Annotated in this window: 12 protein-coding genes; 7 read left to right on the top strand and 5 right to left on the bottom strand. The window is 65.2% G+C overall.

Annotation, left to right across the window (positions count from 1 at the left end):
• The first annotated feature begins 26 nt into the window (after positions 1–26).
• Positions 27–221, top strand: coding sequence for a DUF2093 domain-containing protein (locus OKW76_RS08450; protein WP_416221796.1), 195 nt, complete (start codon positions 27–29; stop codon positions 219–221).
• Positions 218–1045 carry a M23 family metallopeptidase gene (locus OKW76_RS08445; protein WP_265548488.1) on the top strand — a complete coding sequence of 276 codons (828 nt, stop codon included), beginning with the start codon at positions 218–220 and terminating at the stop codon, positions 1043–1045. Before OKW76_RS08450 ends, OKW76_RS08445 begins: the two co-directional genes overlap by 4 nt.
• 12 nt (positions 1046–1057) lie before the next feature.
• On the opposite strand, the gene OKW76_RS08440 is transcribed toward OKW76_RS08445, so the two are convergent.
• The gene (locus tag OKW76_RS08440; protein WP_265548487.1) at positions 1058–1588 is read right to left on the bottom strand and encodes a hypothetical protein; all 531 of its coding nucleotides are present in this window, start codon (positions 1586–1588) and stop codon (positions 1058–1060) included.
• Positions 1589–1822: 234 nt separating this feature from the next.
• Between OKW76_RS08440 and OKW76_RS08435 the strand changes: the two genes are divergently transcribed.
• Positions 1823–4942: a TonB-dependent receptor domain-containing protein gene (locus OKW76_RS08435; RefSeq protein ID WP_265548486.1), complete on the top strand. Its 3120-nt coding sequence runs from the start codon at positions 1823–1825 to the stop codon at positions 4940–4942.
• A 95-nt stretch (positions 4943–5037) separates the two neighbouring features.
• On the opposite strand, the gene OKW76_RS08430 is transcribed toward OKW76_RS08435, so the two are convergent.
• A complete protein-coding gene (locus OKW76_RS08430; protein ID WP_265548485.1) occupies positions 5038–5997 on the bottom strand; it encodes a hypothetical protein in 960 nt (319 codons plus the stop codon).
• A gap of 177 nt (positions 5998–6174) precedes the next feature.
• On the opposite strand from OKW76_RS08430, the gene OKW76_RS08425 reads away from it, so the two are divergent.
• The 4 genes from OKW76_RS08425 to OKW76_RS08410 all read left to right on the top strand — a co-directional run bounded on the left by OKW76_RS08425 (position 6175) and on the right by OKW76_RS08410 (position 12936).
• Positions 6175–6426 (top strand): hypothetical protein, encoded by a 252-nt coding sequence (locus OKW76_RS08425; RefSeq protein WP_265548484.1) that lies wholly within the window; start codon positions 6175–6177, stop codon positions 6424–6426.
• A gap of 187 nt (positions 6427–6613) precedes the next feature.
• The gene (locus OKW76_RS08420) at positions 6614–7831 is read left to right on the top strand and encodes an aspartyl/asparaginyl beta-hydroxylase domain-containing protein (RefSeq protein WP_265548483.1); all 1218 of its coding nucleotides are present in this window, start codon (positions 6614–6616) and stop codon (positions 7829–7831) included.
• Positions 7832–8319: 488 nt separating this feature from the next.
• The gene (locus tag OKW76_RS08415; RefSeq protein WP_265548482.1) at positions 8320–11433 is read left to right on the top strand and encodes a TonB-dependent receptor; all 3114 of its coding nucleotides are present in this window, start codon (positions 8320–8322) and stop codon (positions 11431–11433) included.
• 69 nt (positions 11434–11502) lie between these two features.
• Positions 11503–12936, top strand: a complete 1434-nt coding sequence (locus tag OKW76_RS08410) for a tetratricopeptide repeat-containing sulfotransferase family protein (RefSeq protein ID WP_265548481.1) — start codon at positions 11503–11505, stop codon at positions 12934–12936.
• On the opposite strand, the gene clpB is transcribed toward OKW76_RS08410, so the two are convergent.
• The 3 genes from clpB to panC all read right to left on the bottom strand — a co-directional run bounded on the left by clpB (position 12933) and on the right by panC (position 16800).
• The gene (gene clpB, locus OKW76_RS08405) at positions 12933–15512 is read right to left on the bottom strand and encodes an ATP-dependent chaperone ClpB (RefSeq protein WP_265548480.1); all 2580 of its coding nucleotides are present in this window, start codon (positions 15510–15512) and stop codon (positions 12933–12935) included. The two genes, OKW76_RS08410 and clpB, sit on opposite strands and share 4 nt — an antisense overlap.
• Before the next feature lie 64 nt (positions 15513–15576).
• Positions 15577–15870, bottom strand: a complete 294-nt coding sequence (locus tag OKW76_RS08400; protein ID WP_265548479.1) for a hypothetical protein — start codon at positions 15868–15870, stop codon at positions 15577–15579.
• Between the two features lie 81 nt (positions 15871–15951).
• Positions 15952–16800, bottom strand: coding sequence for a pantoate--beta-alanine ligase (panC, locus tag OKW76_RS08395; RefSeq protein WP_265548478.1), 849 nt, complete (start codon positions 16798–16800; stop codon positions 15952–15954).
• Positions 16801–16827 lie beyond the last annotated feature (27 nt).

The raw sequence follows: 16827 nt of genomic DNA, 5'->3' as shown, positions 1-16827 counted from the left end.
CCGTGTAAGGAACTATTTTCGTGTTGATGACCCAATCCGGCCGCGTGGCGAAGCTGCATTACATGGCCAATGGCTTTCGCGTGCTCGCCAATGGCGATCATGTGGTGTGCGCGGTGACCGGTGAGGCGATCGCGCTCGAGACGCTGCGCTATTGGAACGTCGCGCGGCAGGAAGCCTATGCCAGCGCCGACATCGCAACCCGGGCGATGACCGCCGCATGAATCGCCGCATGGCGATTGCCGCATTGCTGGGTGTCCTCGCGCCGATCAGCGTTGCCGCGCAAACCGCGCCCTTCGCGCTCGACGGCGACCTGATCCAGGGCGGCCGCGTCCTCGGTACCGCGCCCGCCGGCACCACCCAGTTGACGCTGAACGGGGAACCCGTCGAAGTCGCGCGCGACGGCCGCTTCGTCGTCGCCTTCGATCGCGACCAGCCGGCCAACGCGATCCTCGCCGCCACGCGGATCGATGGCGAGACGCTGCGCCAGACGCTCGCGATCCGCCCGCGCGCCTGGCGGATCGAGCGGCTCAACACGCTGGCACGTCAGTCGCGCCCCTCGGCCGAGTTCCTGAAGCTGCGCCGTCCCGAGCTCGCGCGCATCGCCGCAGCACGCGCCAAGGTCACGAGCGCGCAAGGCTGGCGCCAGTCGTTCGCCTGGCCGGTAACCGGCCGCATTTCGGGGCTGTTCGGAGCGCAGCGTGTCTATCGCGGCGAACCTGGTGCCTATCACTCGGGCGTCGACGTCGCGCGCCCCGGCGGGACCATCATCGTCGCCCCCGCCGACGGCGTCGTGATCCTGGCTGCGGCATCGCCCTTCACACTCGAGGGCAATCTGCTGATGCTCGACCACGGCATGGGGCTCAACAGCGCGTTCCTGCATCTGTCGCGCATCGACGTCCGCGAAGGCGCGAGCGTCCGCCGTGGCCAGCCGATCGGAGCGATCGGTGCCACCGGCCGCGCGACCGGCCCGCATCTCCACTGGAGCATGAAGTGGCACGACGCCCGCATCGACCCGCTGCTGGTGGCGGGGCCGATGCCGGGGTAGGGGGCGGCGGGTTCAGCGAATCCGCTTGACCTTGATCGCGCGCTTGCCGTCGACGCTGGCGCTGTAGCTGCCCAACAAGCCTGCTTCGATCTTCACCGGCTTGCCCGCCTTGGGAAAGAAGCCGGTGCGCGCCTCGGTAGTCTGCCACTGCGATTCATCGGCAAGCCCGAACACGTACATGCCGTTCCCCGCTTGGCGCACCGATGCCAGGACGCTGTCGATCTCGCGCACTTCGGGTTCGGCGCGATCGCTGCGGCCATCGCCGAACAGCTTGATCTTGGGCAGCGAGAAGCCAAACACCGCGCGCTTGGCGGTGCGCATCCCCTCGCGATCGACGAACACCAGATTGCCGGCTTCGCGCGCTGCCAGCAGCGCCGCGCTGGTGCGGTCGAAGCAGGCGAGCCGCTCGGCATCGGCGGCGATCGCGGGGCATTTCGCTAGCGCGTCCGCAAGCACCGAGGCGCGTTCGCCCTCGTTCTGATCCTGCGCCGCGCAAGGTGTTGCTGCGAGCATCGCGACCGTCGTCCACAAGCCGATTTTCATGTCCGTCCCCAATTGTTTGCCCACGCTACCGGTCTTCGCAACATTTCTTAGCGAAATCGATCGTGCGACAGAACTGTGACGATAATATCACCATCTGTTTCGAAAAATCGCTGCACCGCGAAAGAGGATTGCGTGGAACCGCATCGAAACCGTACCAAACGACCATTGTCGGTTCAGGGACCGGCAGCGAACCAGCGCGGTGCAAACACCGCCGTTCAGAGGGAACGAACACCAATGAAGAAGCTAACCCGCCAGCGGTTGCTCGCCTCGACGCTGATGATCGGCGCGACCGTCGTCGCCGCACCTGCGTTCGCGCAGGTTGCGCCGCAGTCGACCGAGACCGTCACCGAGCAGCCCAACACCGGCAGCCCGACCGAGAACGTCCAGGACGAAGCCGCAATTACCGGCCAGGATATCGTCGTCACCGGCTCGCTGATCCGCAATCCCAACCTCATCGCGTCGAACCCGGTCAGCGTCATCGGCGCCGATGAAATCGATCTGCAGCAAGCCAACGTCGCTGAAGAGCTGCTGCGCGAACTGCCGGGTGTTGTCCCGTCGATCGGTTCGGCGGTGAACAACGGCAATGGCGGCGCATCGTTCGTCAACCTTCGCGGCCTCGGCTCGAACCGCAACCTGGTGCTACTCGACGGCGTCCGCCTCGTTCCCGGCACCTTGCAGGGCCAGTTCGATTTGAACAACGTGCCGCTGGCACTCGTCCAGCGCGTCGACGTGCTGACGGGCGGCGCATCTACCACCTACGGTGCCGACGCCATCTCGGGCGTGGTCAACTTCATCACGCGCACCGATTTTGCCGGTATCGACCTCAACCTGTCGAACCAGATCTCCGAGCAGGGCGACGGCGCGATCTTCCGCGCCGATCTGACCGTCGGTGCCAACTTCGATGACGGCCGCGGCAACGCGGTGCTCAGCATCGGCTATCAGCAGGCCGACCCCGTGTTCCAGGGCGATCGGGCGATCTCGCGCTTCCAGGTCGATTCGTTCACCGGCGGCATCGGCGGCTCGGGCACCTCGGTCCCTTCGCGCTTCACGGGCGTAAACCCCACCGGCGCCGATTCGATCACGTCGGGCTGCGGTGCTGCGGGCCAGATCGCGTGCAACGCGGTCCAGGGCAACCGCCAGGTGAACGCAGCAGGTAACGCCTTCCGGCCGACCGCAGCGTTCACGCCGTTCAATTTCAACCCTGACAACATCTTCCAGACGCCGTTCGAACGCTACAACATCTATGCAGCGGCGAACTACCAGATCTCGGACAATGTCGAGGTCTATAACCGCGCGATCTTCTCGAAGAACACCGTCAGCACGATCATCGCTCCGTCGGGCGCGTTCGCGGTTCCTGTCACGGTGGGCTTGAACAACCCGTTCCTGAGCGGTGCGCAGCGCAGCGCCTTCTGCGGTTTCGATACCAATGCGGGCGTTGGCTATACGCCGCGCTTCACCGCGGCTGAATGCACCGCGGCGGCGACCGCTACCGGCCGGACCGACCCCAATTATCGCGAAGTGACCGGCGTGCAGTTGTCGCGCCGTGCGACTGAAGTTGGGCCGCGCGTGTCGGACTACACCACGACCTTCTTCGATTATCGTGCAGGCGTTCGTGGGGATATCACCTCGAACATCGGTTACGATCTGTTCGGGTCGTATGGCGAGAGCGAGAACTTCCAGCTCATCCAGGGCTACACGCTCAACTCGCGCGTACAGCAATCGCTGCTGGTCAATCGCGATCCGGCAACGGGCACGGTCACTTGCCAGAACGATGCCAATGGCTGCGTTCCGGTCAATTTCTTCGGCGCCGAAGGCTCGATCACGCCCGACACGATCGACTTCCTGACCGGGAACAGCTCGGTGCTGGTTCGCACCACGCAGGCGCAAGCACGGGGTACGATCAACGGCGACTTCGGCTTCGCGTCACCGCTGGCAACCGAAAACATCAGCTTCGCGGTTGGTGGTGAATATCGCAAGTACACCGCCAGCCAGGAGTCGGATTCGCTTTCGCAGGGCGGCGACCTGGGCGGCGCCGGTGGCGCAGCTCCGAACATTCAGGGCGGCTATGACGTCTATGAAGCTATCGGCGAACTGATCGTTCCGCTGGTTGCTGATCGTCCCTTCTTCAACCTGCTGCAGGTCGAGGGCGGCGTTCGCTATTCGAGCTACACCGTCGATGCGGCTGGCGATCCCAGCTACAACACGACGACCTGGAAGGTCGGCGGTCAGTGGGAGCCGTTCGACGGGATCAAGTTCCGCGGCAACTACAGCCGCGCGGTGCGTGCGCCCAACATCGGCGAATTGTTCAGCCCGGTGAATACCACGCTGACCAACCTTGCCGACGATCCCTGCGCCAACCTGACCGACGAAGGTCTGCCGATCGGCGGCCGTCCGACCCCGACTGGCGTACTTCGCGACGTCTGCATCGCGCAGGGTGCACCCGCTTCGTCGATCGGCCAGATTGCCGTTCCGACGTCGGGCCAGGCGCAGTCGACTGGCGGCGGCAACGTCAACCTGCTTCCCGAGGATTCGGACAGCTGGTCGGCGGGCGCAGTGTTTACGCCTAGCTTCCTGCCCGGCTTCTCGGCATCGATCGATTATTACCACATCACCGTCGACGGTGCGGTGTCGTCGCCGACCCCTGACGACGTCGTCAGCGCCTGCTTCGACTCGCTCAGCGTGACCAACCCGGCGTGCCTTGCGATCCGTCGCAATCCGATCGACGGTTCGCTCTCGGGTGATCCCTCGACCACCCTCGGCCTGCCGATCACGCTGTCGAACCTTGGCTTCATCAAGACCGATGGCGTCGATCTGACCGCCAACTACACCCGCGATTTCGGCATTTTCGGCTTGTCGCTGGGCTTCACCGGCAACTGGACCAACCGCAGCCAGTTCAACGCGAACGCATCGTCGGAAGACAGCATCCTGCGCGAATGCGTCGGCCTGTATTCGGCCAACTGTGCATCGATCCAGCCCGAGTTCAGCTGGTCGCAGCGCACTACGCTGTCGTTCGACGACGTCGACGTGTCGCTGCTGTGGCGCCATATCGACCGGGTCGATTACGAGTTCGCCGACATTGCAGAAGATGCCGCTTTTGCCGGCACGATCGACGAGCCAGCGGGTACGTACGACTTCAACACGATCGAGCCGTACGACTATTTCGATCTGACGGTGCGCTACGCCGTAACCGAGAACTTCACCTTCTCGATCGCCGCAATGAACATGTTCGACAAGCAGCCACCGCTGGTCGGCAACACCATCGGTTCGACCGCGTACAACAGCGGCAACACCTATCCGTCGACCTACGACGCGGTCGGTCGTCGCTTCTCGGCAAGCGCGCGCATCCGCTTCTAATCTTCGGATCGACGCTAATGCAAAGAAGGGCGGTCCCGATGGGGCCGCCCTTTTTGCGTTTTGATTGGCGCTGGCGGCGGGATAGGCGTGGGGCGTCAGAACAACGCTGCTGGTAGCTCCAGCGCGATGCCGTTGCTGTCGGCGACTGCCCTGGTCCACGCGACCACCTTCTCGATCTCGTCACGATTGGCGTCGATTGCGCCGGCATGCAGCGCCTCGCGCTCGCGCACGCCAAACGCCTCGCCCGATTTGGCGTTGCGCGAAAACGCCTTGCCGCCGGCGATCGCCGCCAAGGCTGCGTCGTCGAGCCCAAGCGCGAAGAAGTCGGCCACCGCCGTGACGGTCCGCGGCGGGTCGGCGAGCAGCGCGGCGCTATCGAGCGTCGCCACCCGCCCAGGGAAGCGCGCCACCATCCCCGCGAACAACCGATGCTGCGCCAGCCACCCCATTGCCGCGATCTGCAAGTCGGTCTGCTTCATCGCATCGCCCGGCTCGAAGCCGAGCGCACACATCCCATCGGCGTCGAGCTTGGCCCACAAATCGCGCACCCATAGCCGCCCCCACATCCCTTTCGATGCGATCGACGCGACGAAGGTCGGCAGCGGCGCATGCAGCAGCAGCGCGCGCGACCCCGCCCGCAGCGCCAGCATCGCGGGTGCCAGCGCGTTCACGACGTTCGACGGTTTGATCAGCAATGCCTCACCCGCAGGCACGTTCGCCCCCAGCGCCAGCAGCGCATGGTCGAGCCGCTCGGCCAAGTCGCGTGGGGGCGCCCCGCGCCGGCGCCAGCCGATCAGGTCGTTGAGCACTACCGGCTCCTTCAGCGTCATTGCGGTGCCCGGCAGCTCGAACGCATTGGCGAGCAAGGTCGAGCAGCAAAACGCCGAATGAAACAAAAAGCCCGCACGCGGTGAGGACGAGGCTGCTGCCGCGACGACGGTCGTTCGACCGACCGGCTTTGGCTGCCCGGCACCGGGAAGATATTCGTCGATGAGGAAGACCGCGCGCGCGCGTTCAGTCCGCGGAGCGCGAATGAAATGGAACGCGTCGCTCACCGGGTCATAACGATGGGCAAACCAGTCCGGATTGCCGACGATGGCAGCTGTATCGTTGGGGTCCATGGATCGGGGTTGCCACAGGCGCGTCCGCGCCCGCAAGCGACCCGGCGACTGCGTCCTTTGCAAATCTTTCAACCTGTGGTTTCTTGCTGTCCGGGCGAAGCCACAGGGAACATGATGATGTCGGTGTATTTGGCGATTGCTATGGTTGTATTTTCACCCGCGCAGGCGAGCGACCCCGCGCCTGCGCCGACCGCGGCCAGCGAAAAGCGTATCTGCAAAAAGACGGCGGAGACAGGATCGTTGGTCAGTCGCCGCAAGGAATGCCGCACGCGCGCCGAATGGGATCGGATCGCCAGCGCTGCGCGGGAAAACGGGCAGGACATCGTCGGTCGCAATGGCGGGTTGCCGGCGCTTGGCAATTGACGCCGATTGCGCCGAGCTTAAGTCCACGAGACCGCCACCTTTGTAGCTGGCGATGATCCGGTCGGCGTGACCAAGACGTTTTCCTCTAACTGACAAAGTGCGGCCATTGAACCAAGCGTCTCCGACGATCGAGGAACAATTGCGGGCGGCACAAGCGATGCTTTCGAGGCGCGACGCTGCGGGAGCTATGGCGATGTTCCGCCAGGTGCTCGATCGTGCTGCCCTACACCCGATCGCCAACAACGCGCTGGGGATGTTCGCGCTCGATACCGACCAATTGGACATTGCCGAGCGCCACTTCATCGCGGCGACGCAGGGCGATCCCTCGGCGCCCGAACTATGGATGAACGTCGCCACCGCGCGTCGGCGCAAGGGCGACCCCGGCGGCGAGCGCGACGCGCTGCACCGTGTGCTCGACCTCGACCAGCGGCATATCGGCGGTATCGTCCGGCTCGCCGAACTTCACGAGCGCCGCGGTGAGTATGCGCTGGCCACCTTCCGCTGGTCGGCGTTGCTGCAACTGGCACAGGGCATCGCCGACCCCGCCCCGCAATTCGCCGCGGTGCTCGATCATGCGCGCTCCTATGTCGAAGCCAATGCCCAGCGCTTCGCCGATCTGGTCGAAGGCGGCCTGACCGACATCCGCGCGACCGCCGGTCGCCGGGAACTGCGCCGGTTCGATGCCTGTGTCGACAAGATGCTCGGCCGCCGCCGCATCTACGCCAATGAATGCCATGGGCTGCATTTCCCCTTCCTCCCCGCCGACGAATTTTTCGACCGCGAGCATTTCGATTGGCTGCCCGCGATCGAGGCGGCGTTCGACGACATCCGCCGCGAGGCGCTCTCGCTGCTCGACCAGGGTGCAGAGGGCATCGTCCCCTATGTCTCGATGGGCGCGGGCGCGCCGACCACCAAATGGACCCCGCTCGACCGCTCGCTCGACTGGAGCGTGTTCTATCTTTGGCGCTTCGGCCGGCGCGATGACGACGCCTGCCGACGCTGTCCCGATACCGCGCGCGCGCTCGAGAAGCTGCCGATGGCAGACATGCCGCGCCGGGCGCCGACCGCCTTCTTCTCGATCCTCAAGCCACGCACCCGGCTGCCGGCGCATAGCGGGGTCAGCAACGCGCGCGCGATCGTCCATCTGCCGCTGATCGTGCCCGAGGGCTGCGGCTTTCGCGTCGGCGGCGAGACACGGCAATGGCGGGAGGGCGAAGCGTTCGTGTTCGATGACACGATCGAGCACGAGGCATGGAACGATAGCGACCAACCGCGCGTGGTGCTGATCTTCGACGTCTGGAACCCCTATATCACCACCCAAGAGCGCGCGCTGCTGAGACGCTATTTCGAGGTAGCCGATGCCAGCGGCTTCGATCCGGGAATGCTGGGCGCGGTGCACGACTGACCGCGCAAGGCCGGCGGCATCGATACGCCGTAACGGGCGCGTGCCCTAGCCAGTCCGAACCATTCCAGAGGGCATTAGATCGAGTGCCGCTGCAGCGCTTTTTGCGAGCTAGATCGAGTCTCAAGCATAAGTCCACAGTCCGGATTGGCTGGATGGGGGTTCCGCTGCTTTCGAAGGCGCCGCGTGCTCCATATTCGAAACAATCACTCAACGCCTATGTTGACGCAACATGATTTCGCGCGCTTTACCATCATAAGTCACTGGTGTTGCAACGAAGTTACAGCGCCGGCTGCAAAATGTCTTACATTTGCCTTGGTCGCTTTACACGCCGCGCCCCACCCCCCAGCACCCGGCGATGCCGCACGCACCCGACGATGCGCGGGCGGATCCACTCTCATCGGCGGCGTCGCTGCCGAAGTCTCAGGGGACTTTGAAACATGATGAAATCTTTCTCCGCCTCGCGGAATCGGTTTAGGGGCGGTGCGGCATTGCAGGCGCTTGCGCTGATTGGCGCTGGCATTTCGGCTTCGGCGATGTTCGCTGCGCCGGCTGCCGCACAGGATTTCAACAACGTCGCCGCAACCGGCCGCGTCACCACCGCGGCGGGCGCGCCGGTACAGGGTGCGACGGTCACCGTGACGTCGGACGACCAGGGCTTTTCGCGCACCGCGACGACCGCGGCCGATGGCGCCTATCGCATCCCCAGCCTGCCGATCGGCACCTACACGTTCGAGATTACTGCGCCCAATTACGCGACCTATCGTGAGGCGGGCGTCCGGCTGACGCAGAACCAGTCGGGCAACACCTTCCAACTGGTCGATGCGGGCGCGGCTGAAACGACCGCGACGGCCGACGCGGGCGGCGAGATCGTCGTCACCGGCAGCCGCGTGCAGGTAGCCGACTTCGACCGCACCACGGTCGGCGCTGTCATCAATGTCGGCGAGCTCGCGACCCGCGTTCCGGTGGGACGTGACTTGAACTCGATCATCCAACTCGCCCCCGGGACCACCGTCGGCGACACGACCTTCGGCAGCCAGTCGTCGATTGCCGGGTCGTCGGTTTCGGAAAATGCCTTCTTCCTGAACGGCCTTAACATCACCGAATTCCGCCAGGGCCTTGGGTCGGTGCCGGTGCCGTTCGATTTTTACGAAACCATCGAGACCAAGGTCGGTGGTCAGGCAGCCGAATATGGCCGCGCGACCGGCGGTTTCGTCAACGCGACCACGAAGTCGGGTTCGAACGAATTTCACGGTAGCGTGACCTTCAACTGGGAGCCCGACGACCTGCGTTCGGACTCGCCCAACACCGTCACCGCCGACAATGATGCCGACCGGTTTGAGCGGCGTGATACGATCTTCCAGCTGTCGGGGCCGATCATCAAGGACCGCCTGTTCTTCTACGGTCTGTACAATGCGCGTTCGGTCGATCAGTTCGCGGCAGGAACGGCGCCGATTTTCAACACCCAGACTGGCGACCTGCAGCAGATCAACGGCACGATCGCGCAGCGGACCACCACCAACTCGCCTTTCTATGGCGGTAAGATCGACGGCATCATCACCGACGGTCATCGCGTCGAGTTCACCTATTTCAACACCACCCAGACCGAACGGGTCGTGACGTTCGGCAACGCCGGCTCGGATCCTTACGATCCAGTGAACAACATCGTGCCCGGCTTTGACGATTCGATCGATCAGTTCACCGGCGGTGAGAACTTCATTGGTCGCTATACCGGGCAGTTCACCGATTGGCTGACGGTGTCGGGCGCCTATGGCAAGTATCGCAACCAGAACACGACCCAGTCTTCGCGCCCCGACTATCCTGGCATCTTCGATGCGCGCAGCGGAACGTCGATCAGCATCGGTAACCCCAACCAGTTCATCGAAGCGAACAAGGACGAGCGCGAATTCTATCGCGGCGACGTCGATGTGTATGTCAGCCTGCTGGGCGACCATCACTTCCGTGCGGGCTATGATCGCGAGAACCTGACCAGCAATGCCAGCTCGAGCTACACCGGCAATGTCGCCTATACCTATCTGACGGCACAGCCGAACGATCCGCTGGGCGTAGCCCCGGGGACGCAATATGTCGAAGCGCGGACGTTCGTCGGCGGCGGCATCTTCAACAGCACGAACGAGGCGTTCTACATTCAGGATAGCTGGCAGCTGTTCTCGAACCGGCTGACGCTCAACCTGGGCCTGCGCAACGATCGCTTCACCAACGAAAATCTCGATGGCGACGAGTTCTACAATTCGGGCGACAATTGGCAGCCGCGGCTGGGCTTCACCGCCGATCCGTTCGGCGATGGCCGCACCAAGGTGTACGGTACGTTCAGCCGCTACTATCTGCCGATCGCGGTCAACACCAACATCCGGCTGGGCGGCGCGGAGCTCGATTATGACTCGTACTTCCTGCTGAACAGCGTCAATCCTGACGGGACGCCGAACCTCGGCGCGGCGATCCAGTTCCCGGGTGGCGTGGCTTGCCCCGATGGCGGCGGGTTGAGCTGCCAGTTCCGCAACGACGGTACGGTGTCGCCCACCGATTCGATCGTCGCGCAGAACCTGGAAAACCAGTCGGTTGATGAGTATGTCGTGGGCATCGAGCGTCGCGTGGGCCGTCGCCTTCGCGTCGGCGTCTTTGGCGTGTATCGCTCGCTCAACGCATCGCTCGAGGACGCCGCGATCGACGCGGGCATCAACGCCTATTGCGCAGAGCAGGGCATCTCGGGCTGCCAGGACATCTGGTACGGTGCGCACCAGTACGCACTGTTCAACCCGGGCAACGATGTCACCATCCGCCTGACCGATCCGCTGCCGGGTCGTACCGACCGCGAGACGATCACCCTGACCCCTGACCAGCTGGGCTATCCGAAGGCCGAGCGCACCTACAAGGCGGTAACCTTCGAATTCGAGCGCGAGTTCGACGGCGTGTGGAGCCTGCAGGGTTCGTACACCTATTCGCAGAACGAGGGGAACATCGAGGGCGGCGTGAAGTCCGACAATGGCCAGACCGATTCGGGCCTGACCACCGACTTCGACTTCCCCAGCCTTGCATTGGGGGCCAACGGCCCGTTGCCGAACGATCGTAACCACTCGTTCAAGCTGTTCGGCAGCTACCAGGTGTTTGATTGGCTGAACATCGGCGGCAATTTCGTGGCGACCTCGCCGCGCAAGTTCGGCTGCAATGGTCGTACCGCCAACAGCGTGTCGTCGCCTGCCCTCATCAATGCCGGCGTCAATTCCGACTATGGCTACGCCTATGGCGATGCGGCGCGGTTCTGCTATCTCAACGCCGAGGGCGGGGTGATCACGGGCACCAACGATATCGCGCCTGGCCAGGATCGCGAACTGGTCCCGCGTGGTTCGCAGTTCAACTCGGACTGGCTGACCAACACCAATATCGACGTGTCGGTCATTCTGCCCGACAGCCTGGCGAACGCTACGCTTCGCATGTCGGTGTTCAACCTGTTCAACGAAACCGCAAAGCTCGACTTCAACGAGAACGGCACGCTGACCAACGGCAACCCGAACCCCTCGTACGGTCAGGTCGTACAGTATCAGGCACCGCGTTCGGTGCGCTTCCAGCTCGCCGTCGGCTTCTAAGTCGCCGATCGACTGACTAAGGGAGGGGGCGGAGCGATCCGCCCCCTTTTTTGTGATTGAACGACGATTGTGAGCATCGAAGACTTCAAGACAGCGATCGTCCGATCGGACCGCGAGGGCGTCAACCGCGCCGCCGCGGCTTTGTTGGCGCAGAGCGCACGGCTGGGCGGCCTCTGGTCGGGAATCGTGCGGGCGCTGACGTTCAACGGCGAGCTGGCGCTTGCCGAGCGGGCTGCGCGCGCCGGGGTGAGCCAACGCGGCGATCCTGCCGACATTATGGCACTTGCCACCACGCTGCTCGAAGCTGGGCAACCGCACCGGGCGCTGCAGGCCATCGGACCGCTGGCAGGCGCAGGCTTTGGCCCCGCGATCGAGCATTTTGCCGGCGTATGCGCGCTGCAACTCGGCGATTTCGAAACTGCGCGCGCCAGATTTTCCGCCGCGGTCGCGCTCGAGCCGCGGGCGGGTCCTTCGTGGTTTTCGCTCGCCGCATTGCCGCCGTCGGACGATCGCCACCTGCTCGAGCAGCTGCGCCGGGTGATCGAGCGAACCCCGCTGGCCCCCGCCGAACAGGCGCCGCTCCATTATGCCTGCGGCACCTTGCTCGAGCGGCTCGGCGACCACGACGCAGCCTTTGCCGCGATCGACCAGGGCGCTTCGCTGGCGCGCCCCGGGCGCCCCTATGACCGCCAGGGTGACGCCGACGAAGCCGCAGCGCTGATGGCGATGGATGCAGGCCAGCTGGCATCGCTGCGCTCGGCATCATCGAGCGGCATCCGGCCGATCTTCGTCAGCGGCGCACCGCGTTCGGGGACGACGCTGGTCGAACAGATTCTCGCCAGCCATTCGGCGGTGTCGGGCGGCGGCGAAACGAGCTTCGGGCGGATCGTCACCAGCGAAATCGGTGGGCGCGACGGGCGTGCGCTTGCGGCATATCGCGACCGCAAGGGGGGGCTGGCCGATGTCGAGCGGTTGTACCAACGACTCGCCGAACAGCGGTTCGGCGGGCCATGTCTCGTCGACAAGTCGCTCAACCTGGGGCGGATGGCGGGGGTCTATGCCGCGATCTTCCCCGACGCACCGATGATCTGGCTCGACCGCGACCCGCTCGACGTCGCGTGGTCGAACTATCGTACATGGTTCGCACGCGGCGCCGATTGGAGCTTCGCGCTCGAGGATATGGCGCATCACCTCGCGCTCGAACATCGCCTTGCCGATCATTGGCAGGCGGTGCTGGGCGATCGGTTCCTGCGTGTGTCCTACGCCGCCCTGGTCGCCGAGCCCGCCGCGACGATCGCACGGATCGCCGCGCATTGCGCGCTGCCGTTCGAGCCGGCGATGCTTACCCCGCACCAGACGCGCCGCGCGGTCACCAGCGCGAGCTTCTTCCAGGTGCGCCAGCCGATCAACCGCACCGGCATCGGTAGTGCGCAGCACGTTGCACGCCAGCTCGCACCCTTCGCCCAAGCCTATGCCGAGACGGGCGGGGCGCCCGGCGGCTAGCCCACCGTCAGCACCAACCCGCCATCACCCTCGTCGACCGCGACCGTCGCGCCCTCGCGCACGTCGCCGCGCAGGATCAGGTCGGCGAGCGGGTCCTGCAGGTAGCGCTGCACCGCGCGCTTGAGCGGCCGTGCGCCGTACACCGGGTCATAGCCCACCCGGCCCAGCCACGCGCGCGCGGCATCGGTGAGCGTGATCGTGATCTTACGGTCGGCCAGCAGCTTGCCGACGCGCGCGACCTGGATGTCTACGATCGGCTGCATATGCTCGGCGCCGAGGCGGTGGAACAGGATGATTTCATCGAGCCGGTTGAGGAATTCGGGCCGGAAATGGCCGCGGACCACCTCCATCACCTGTGGTTCGACATCCTCGACCGACTGGCCGTCGGCCAGATTGGTGAGATACTGGCTGCCGAGGTTCGATGTCAGGATGATGATCGTGTTCGAGAAATCGACGGTGCGCCCCTGGCCGTCGGTCAGCCGGCCATCGTCCAATACCTGCAACAGGATGTTGAAGACGTCGCCATGCGCCTTCTCGACCTCGTCGAACAGGATTACCTGATAGGGCCTGCGCCGCACCGCTTCGGTGAGCACGCCGCCTTCATCATAGCCGACATAGCCCGGCGGCGCGCCGATCAGCCGCGCGACCGAATGCTTCTCCATGAATTCGCTCATGTCGATCCGCACCATCGCGTTCGAATCGTCGAACAGGAATTCGGCAAGCGTCTTGGTCAGCTCGGTCTTGCCGACGCCGGTCGGCCCGAGGAACAGGAAGCTGCCCAGCGGCCGGTTGGGATCCTGCAACCCCGCACGGCTGCGGCGGACCGCGGTTGCCACCGCGCGCACCGCCTGCGGTTGGCCGATCACGCGCTTGGCCAGCGCCTCCTCCATGTTGAGCAGTTTCGCGCGTTCGCCCTCGAGCATCCGGTCGACCGGGATGCCGGTCCAGCGGCTGACGATTCCGGCGATGTCGTCGGCGGTCACTTCCTCGCGCAGCATCGCGCCTTCGGTCGCGCCCTGTGCCGCCGTCACCTGCTTTTCGAGCGTCGGGATGGTGCCATAGGTCAGCTCGGACATGCGCGCGAGATCGCCCTCGCGCTGCGCCTGTTCGAGCAGCGTCCGCGCGGCGTCGAGCTGTTCCTTCAGCTTGGCTTCGGACTGGATCTTCACCTTCTCGGCCTGCCAGCGTTCGGTGAGCGCCGCCGATTGCGCCTCGAGCCCGCCCAGCTCGGCGCTCAGCCGCTCGAGCCGGTCGCGCGATCCTGCATCGGTTTCCTTCTTGAGCGCTTCGGCCTCGATCTTGAGCTGGATGATCCGGCGGTCGAGCGCCTCGATCTCCTCGGGCTTGCTCTCGACTTCCATCCGCAGCCGACTCGCGGCCTCGTCCATCAGGTCGATCGCCTTGTCGGGCAGGAAGCGGTCGGTGATGTAGCGGTTCGACAGCGTGGCGGCGGCGACGATCGCAGCGTCGGTGATCCGAACGCCGTGATGCAGCTCGTAGCGGTCCTTGAGCCCGCGCAGGATCGACACCGAATCCTCGACCGTGGGCTCGCCGACGAACACCGGCTGGAAGCGGCGTTGCAGCGCGGGGTCCTTCTCGACATGCTTGCGATATTCATCGAGCGTGGTGGCGCCGATGCAGTGGAGTTCGCCGCGCGCCAATGCGGGCTTGAGCAGGTTCGACGCATCCATCGCGCCTTCGGATTTGCCCGCGCCGATCAGCGTGTGCATCTCGTCGATGAACAGCACGACTTCGCCCTCGGCGTCCTTCACCTCGTCGAGCACGCCCTTCAGTCGCTCCTCGAACTCGCCGCGATATTTCGCGCCGGCGATCAGGCTGCCCATGTCGAGCGCCATCAGCCGGCGATCCTTGAGCGTATCGGGCACGTCGCCATTGGCGATCCGCAGCGCGAGCCCCTCGGCGATCGCGGTCTTGCCGACGCCGGGTTCGCCGATCAGGACGGGATTGTTCTTGGTGCGGCGCGCGAGGATCTGCACGGTGCGGCGGATTTCCTCGTCGCGGCCGATCACCGGATCGAGCTTGCCGTCGCGCGCCGCCTGGGTGAGGTCGCGCGCGAATTTCTTGAGCGCGTCATAGCGGCCTTCGGCGCCCGCGGTATCGGCGGCGCGCCCGCCGCGCAGTTGGTTGATCGCGGCGTTGAGCGCCTCGGCCTTCACCCCCGCAGCGGCGAGCGCCTTGCCGGCGGCGGTGGTCGGCGACAGCACCAATGCCAATAGCAGCCGCTCGACGGTGACGAAGCTGTCGCCCGCCTTGGTCGCGACCTGTTCGGCCTGGTCGAGCACGCGCACCGCATCGTTATCGAGCCCCGGGGTCGATTGCGCCCCCGATCCCGATACCGCGGGCAGCTTGGCGATCGCCGCGTCGGTCTCGGTCAGCGCGCGCTTGGCGTCGCCGCCCGCTGCGCCGATCAGCCCGGCGGCCATGCCTTGGCTGTCATCGAGCAAGCTCTTGAGCAGATGCTCAGGCGTGATCCGCTGATGGTTAAGCCGGATCGCAATCGTCTGCGCCGCCTGCAAAAAGCCCTTGGCGCGGTCGGTGAATTTCTCGAGGTTCATGTTCGCCACCCAATGTTGATGAAGCGAACATAGTGTTGCCCGATTGCAACACAAGCACCCTCGATCAGGCGGCTTGCGCCATCGTTCCTGCCCGCCATGCACGCGCCGCCTTTTGCGCGGTGGCGATCTCGCGCGCGGTCATCTCGCCGGCGATTTCGGCGCGGCACATTTGTGCTTCCTCGCTCCCCGACTGCGCCGCCAGGTTGAACCATTTATGCGCCTCGATCAGGTCGACCGCCGCGCCCTGTGCGCCGCTGGCGTAGATGACCCCCAGTTCGTAGCAGGCGTCGATGTCGCCGCGCGCGGCCTCGACCAGCCGGCGTTCTACGATGAAGCGTGCATTCTTCTGGCTGCCCATGTCCCCAAACCCCCGTTTGTCGTGCCGCATCGGGCACGACGGGAGATTTGCCCAAAGGTTTTCAACAATTGGTTAACGCGGTTAACCTTGTCCGACCGGCGCTACCGCGATGTTGTCGATCAGCCGCGTGGTGCCGAGCGTCGCCGCGCCGAGCAGCCGCATCGGCCGGGCAGGCGAAGGCGCGCCCAATGTCTCGGCATCGACCAACTCGACATAGTCGATCGCGAAGCCCGCATTGGTGAGCGTGGTCCGTGCCTGTACGAGCGCCGCGGCAACCTCGCCGCCGCGTTCGATCGCCGCCGCCGCCACCCCCAGCGCGCGCGGGAGCGCCACCGCCGCCTGCCGCTCTTCGGGAGCGAGGTAGATGTTGCGCGACGACAGCGCCAAGCCGTCGTCGTCGCGCTGGGTGCCGACGCCGACGATCTCGATGTCCATATTGAGGTCGATCGCCATCCGCCGGATCACCGCAAGCTGCTGGAAATCCTTCTCGCCGAACAGCGCGACATCGGGGCCGACCTGGTGGAACAGCTTGGCGACCACCGTCGCCACCCCGTCGAAATGCCCCGGCCGCGCCGCGCCGTCGAGCCCCTCGCTCACCCCCGATACCGTAATCGTCGTCGCGAAGCCCGCCGGGTACATCGTCTCGACATCGGGCAGCCACAGCGCATCGACCCCTGCTGCGGTGAGCATCCGCGTGTCGGCGGCCTCGCGCCGGGGATAGCGCGCCAGATCCTCGCCCGCACCGAACTGCATCGGGTTGACGAAGATCGACGCCACCACCCGCGCCGCCTGCCGCCGCGCCGTCTCGACCAGCGCCATATGCCCGTCATGCAGCGCGCCCATCGTCGGCACCAACGCGATTCGCTCGCCCGCGGCGCGCCATCCGCGGACCGTGTCGCGCAGCATGCTTAATTCTCTGATGGTTTGCACGGGGGACGCCTTGCGATAGAGACCGGT

This window comes from Sphingomonas sp. S1-29, assembly GCF_026167545.1.
Classification (GTDB): Bacteria; Pseudomonadota; Alphaproteobacteria; order Sphingomonadales; family Sphingomonadaceae; genus Sphingomonas.
This window is presented reverse-complemented; position numbering and strand designations above follow the sequence as displayed.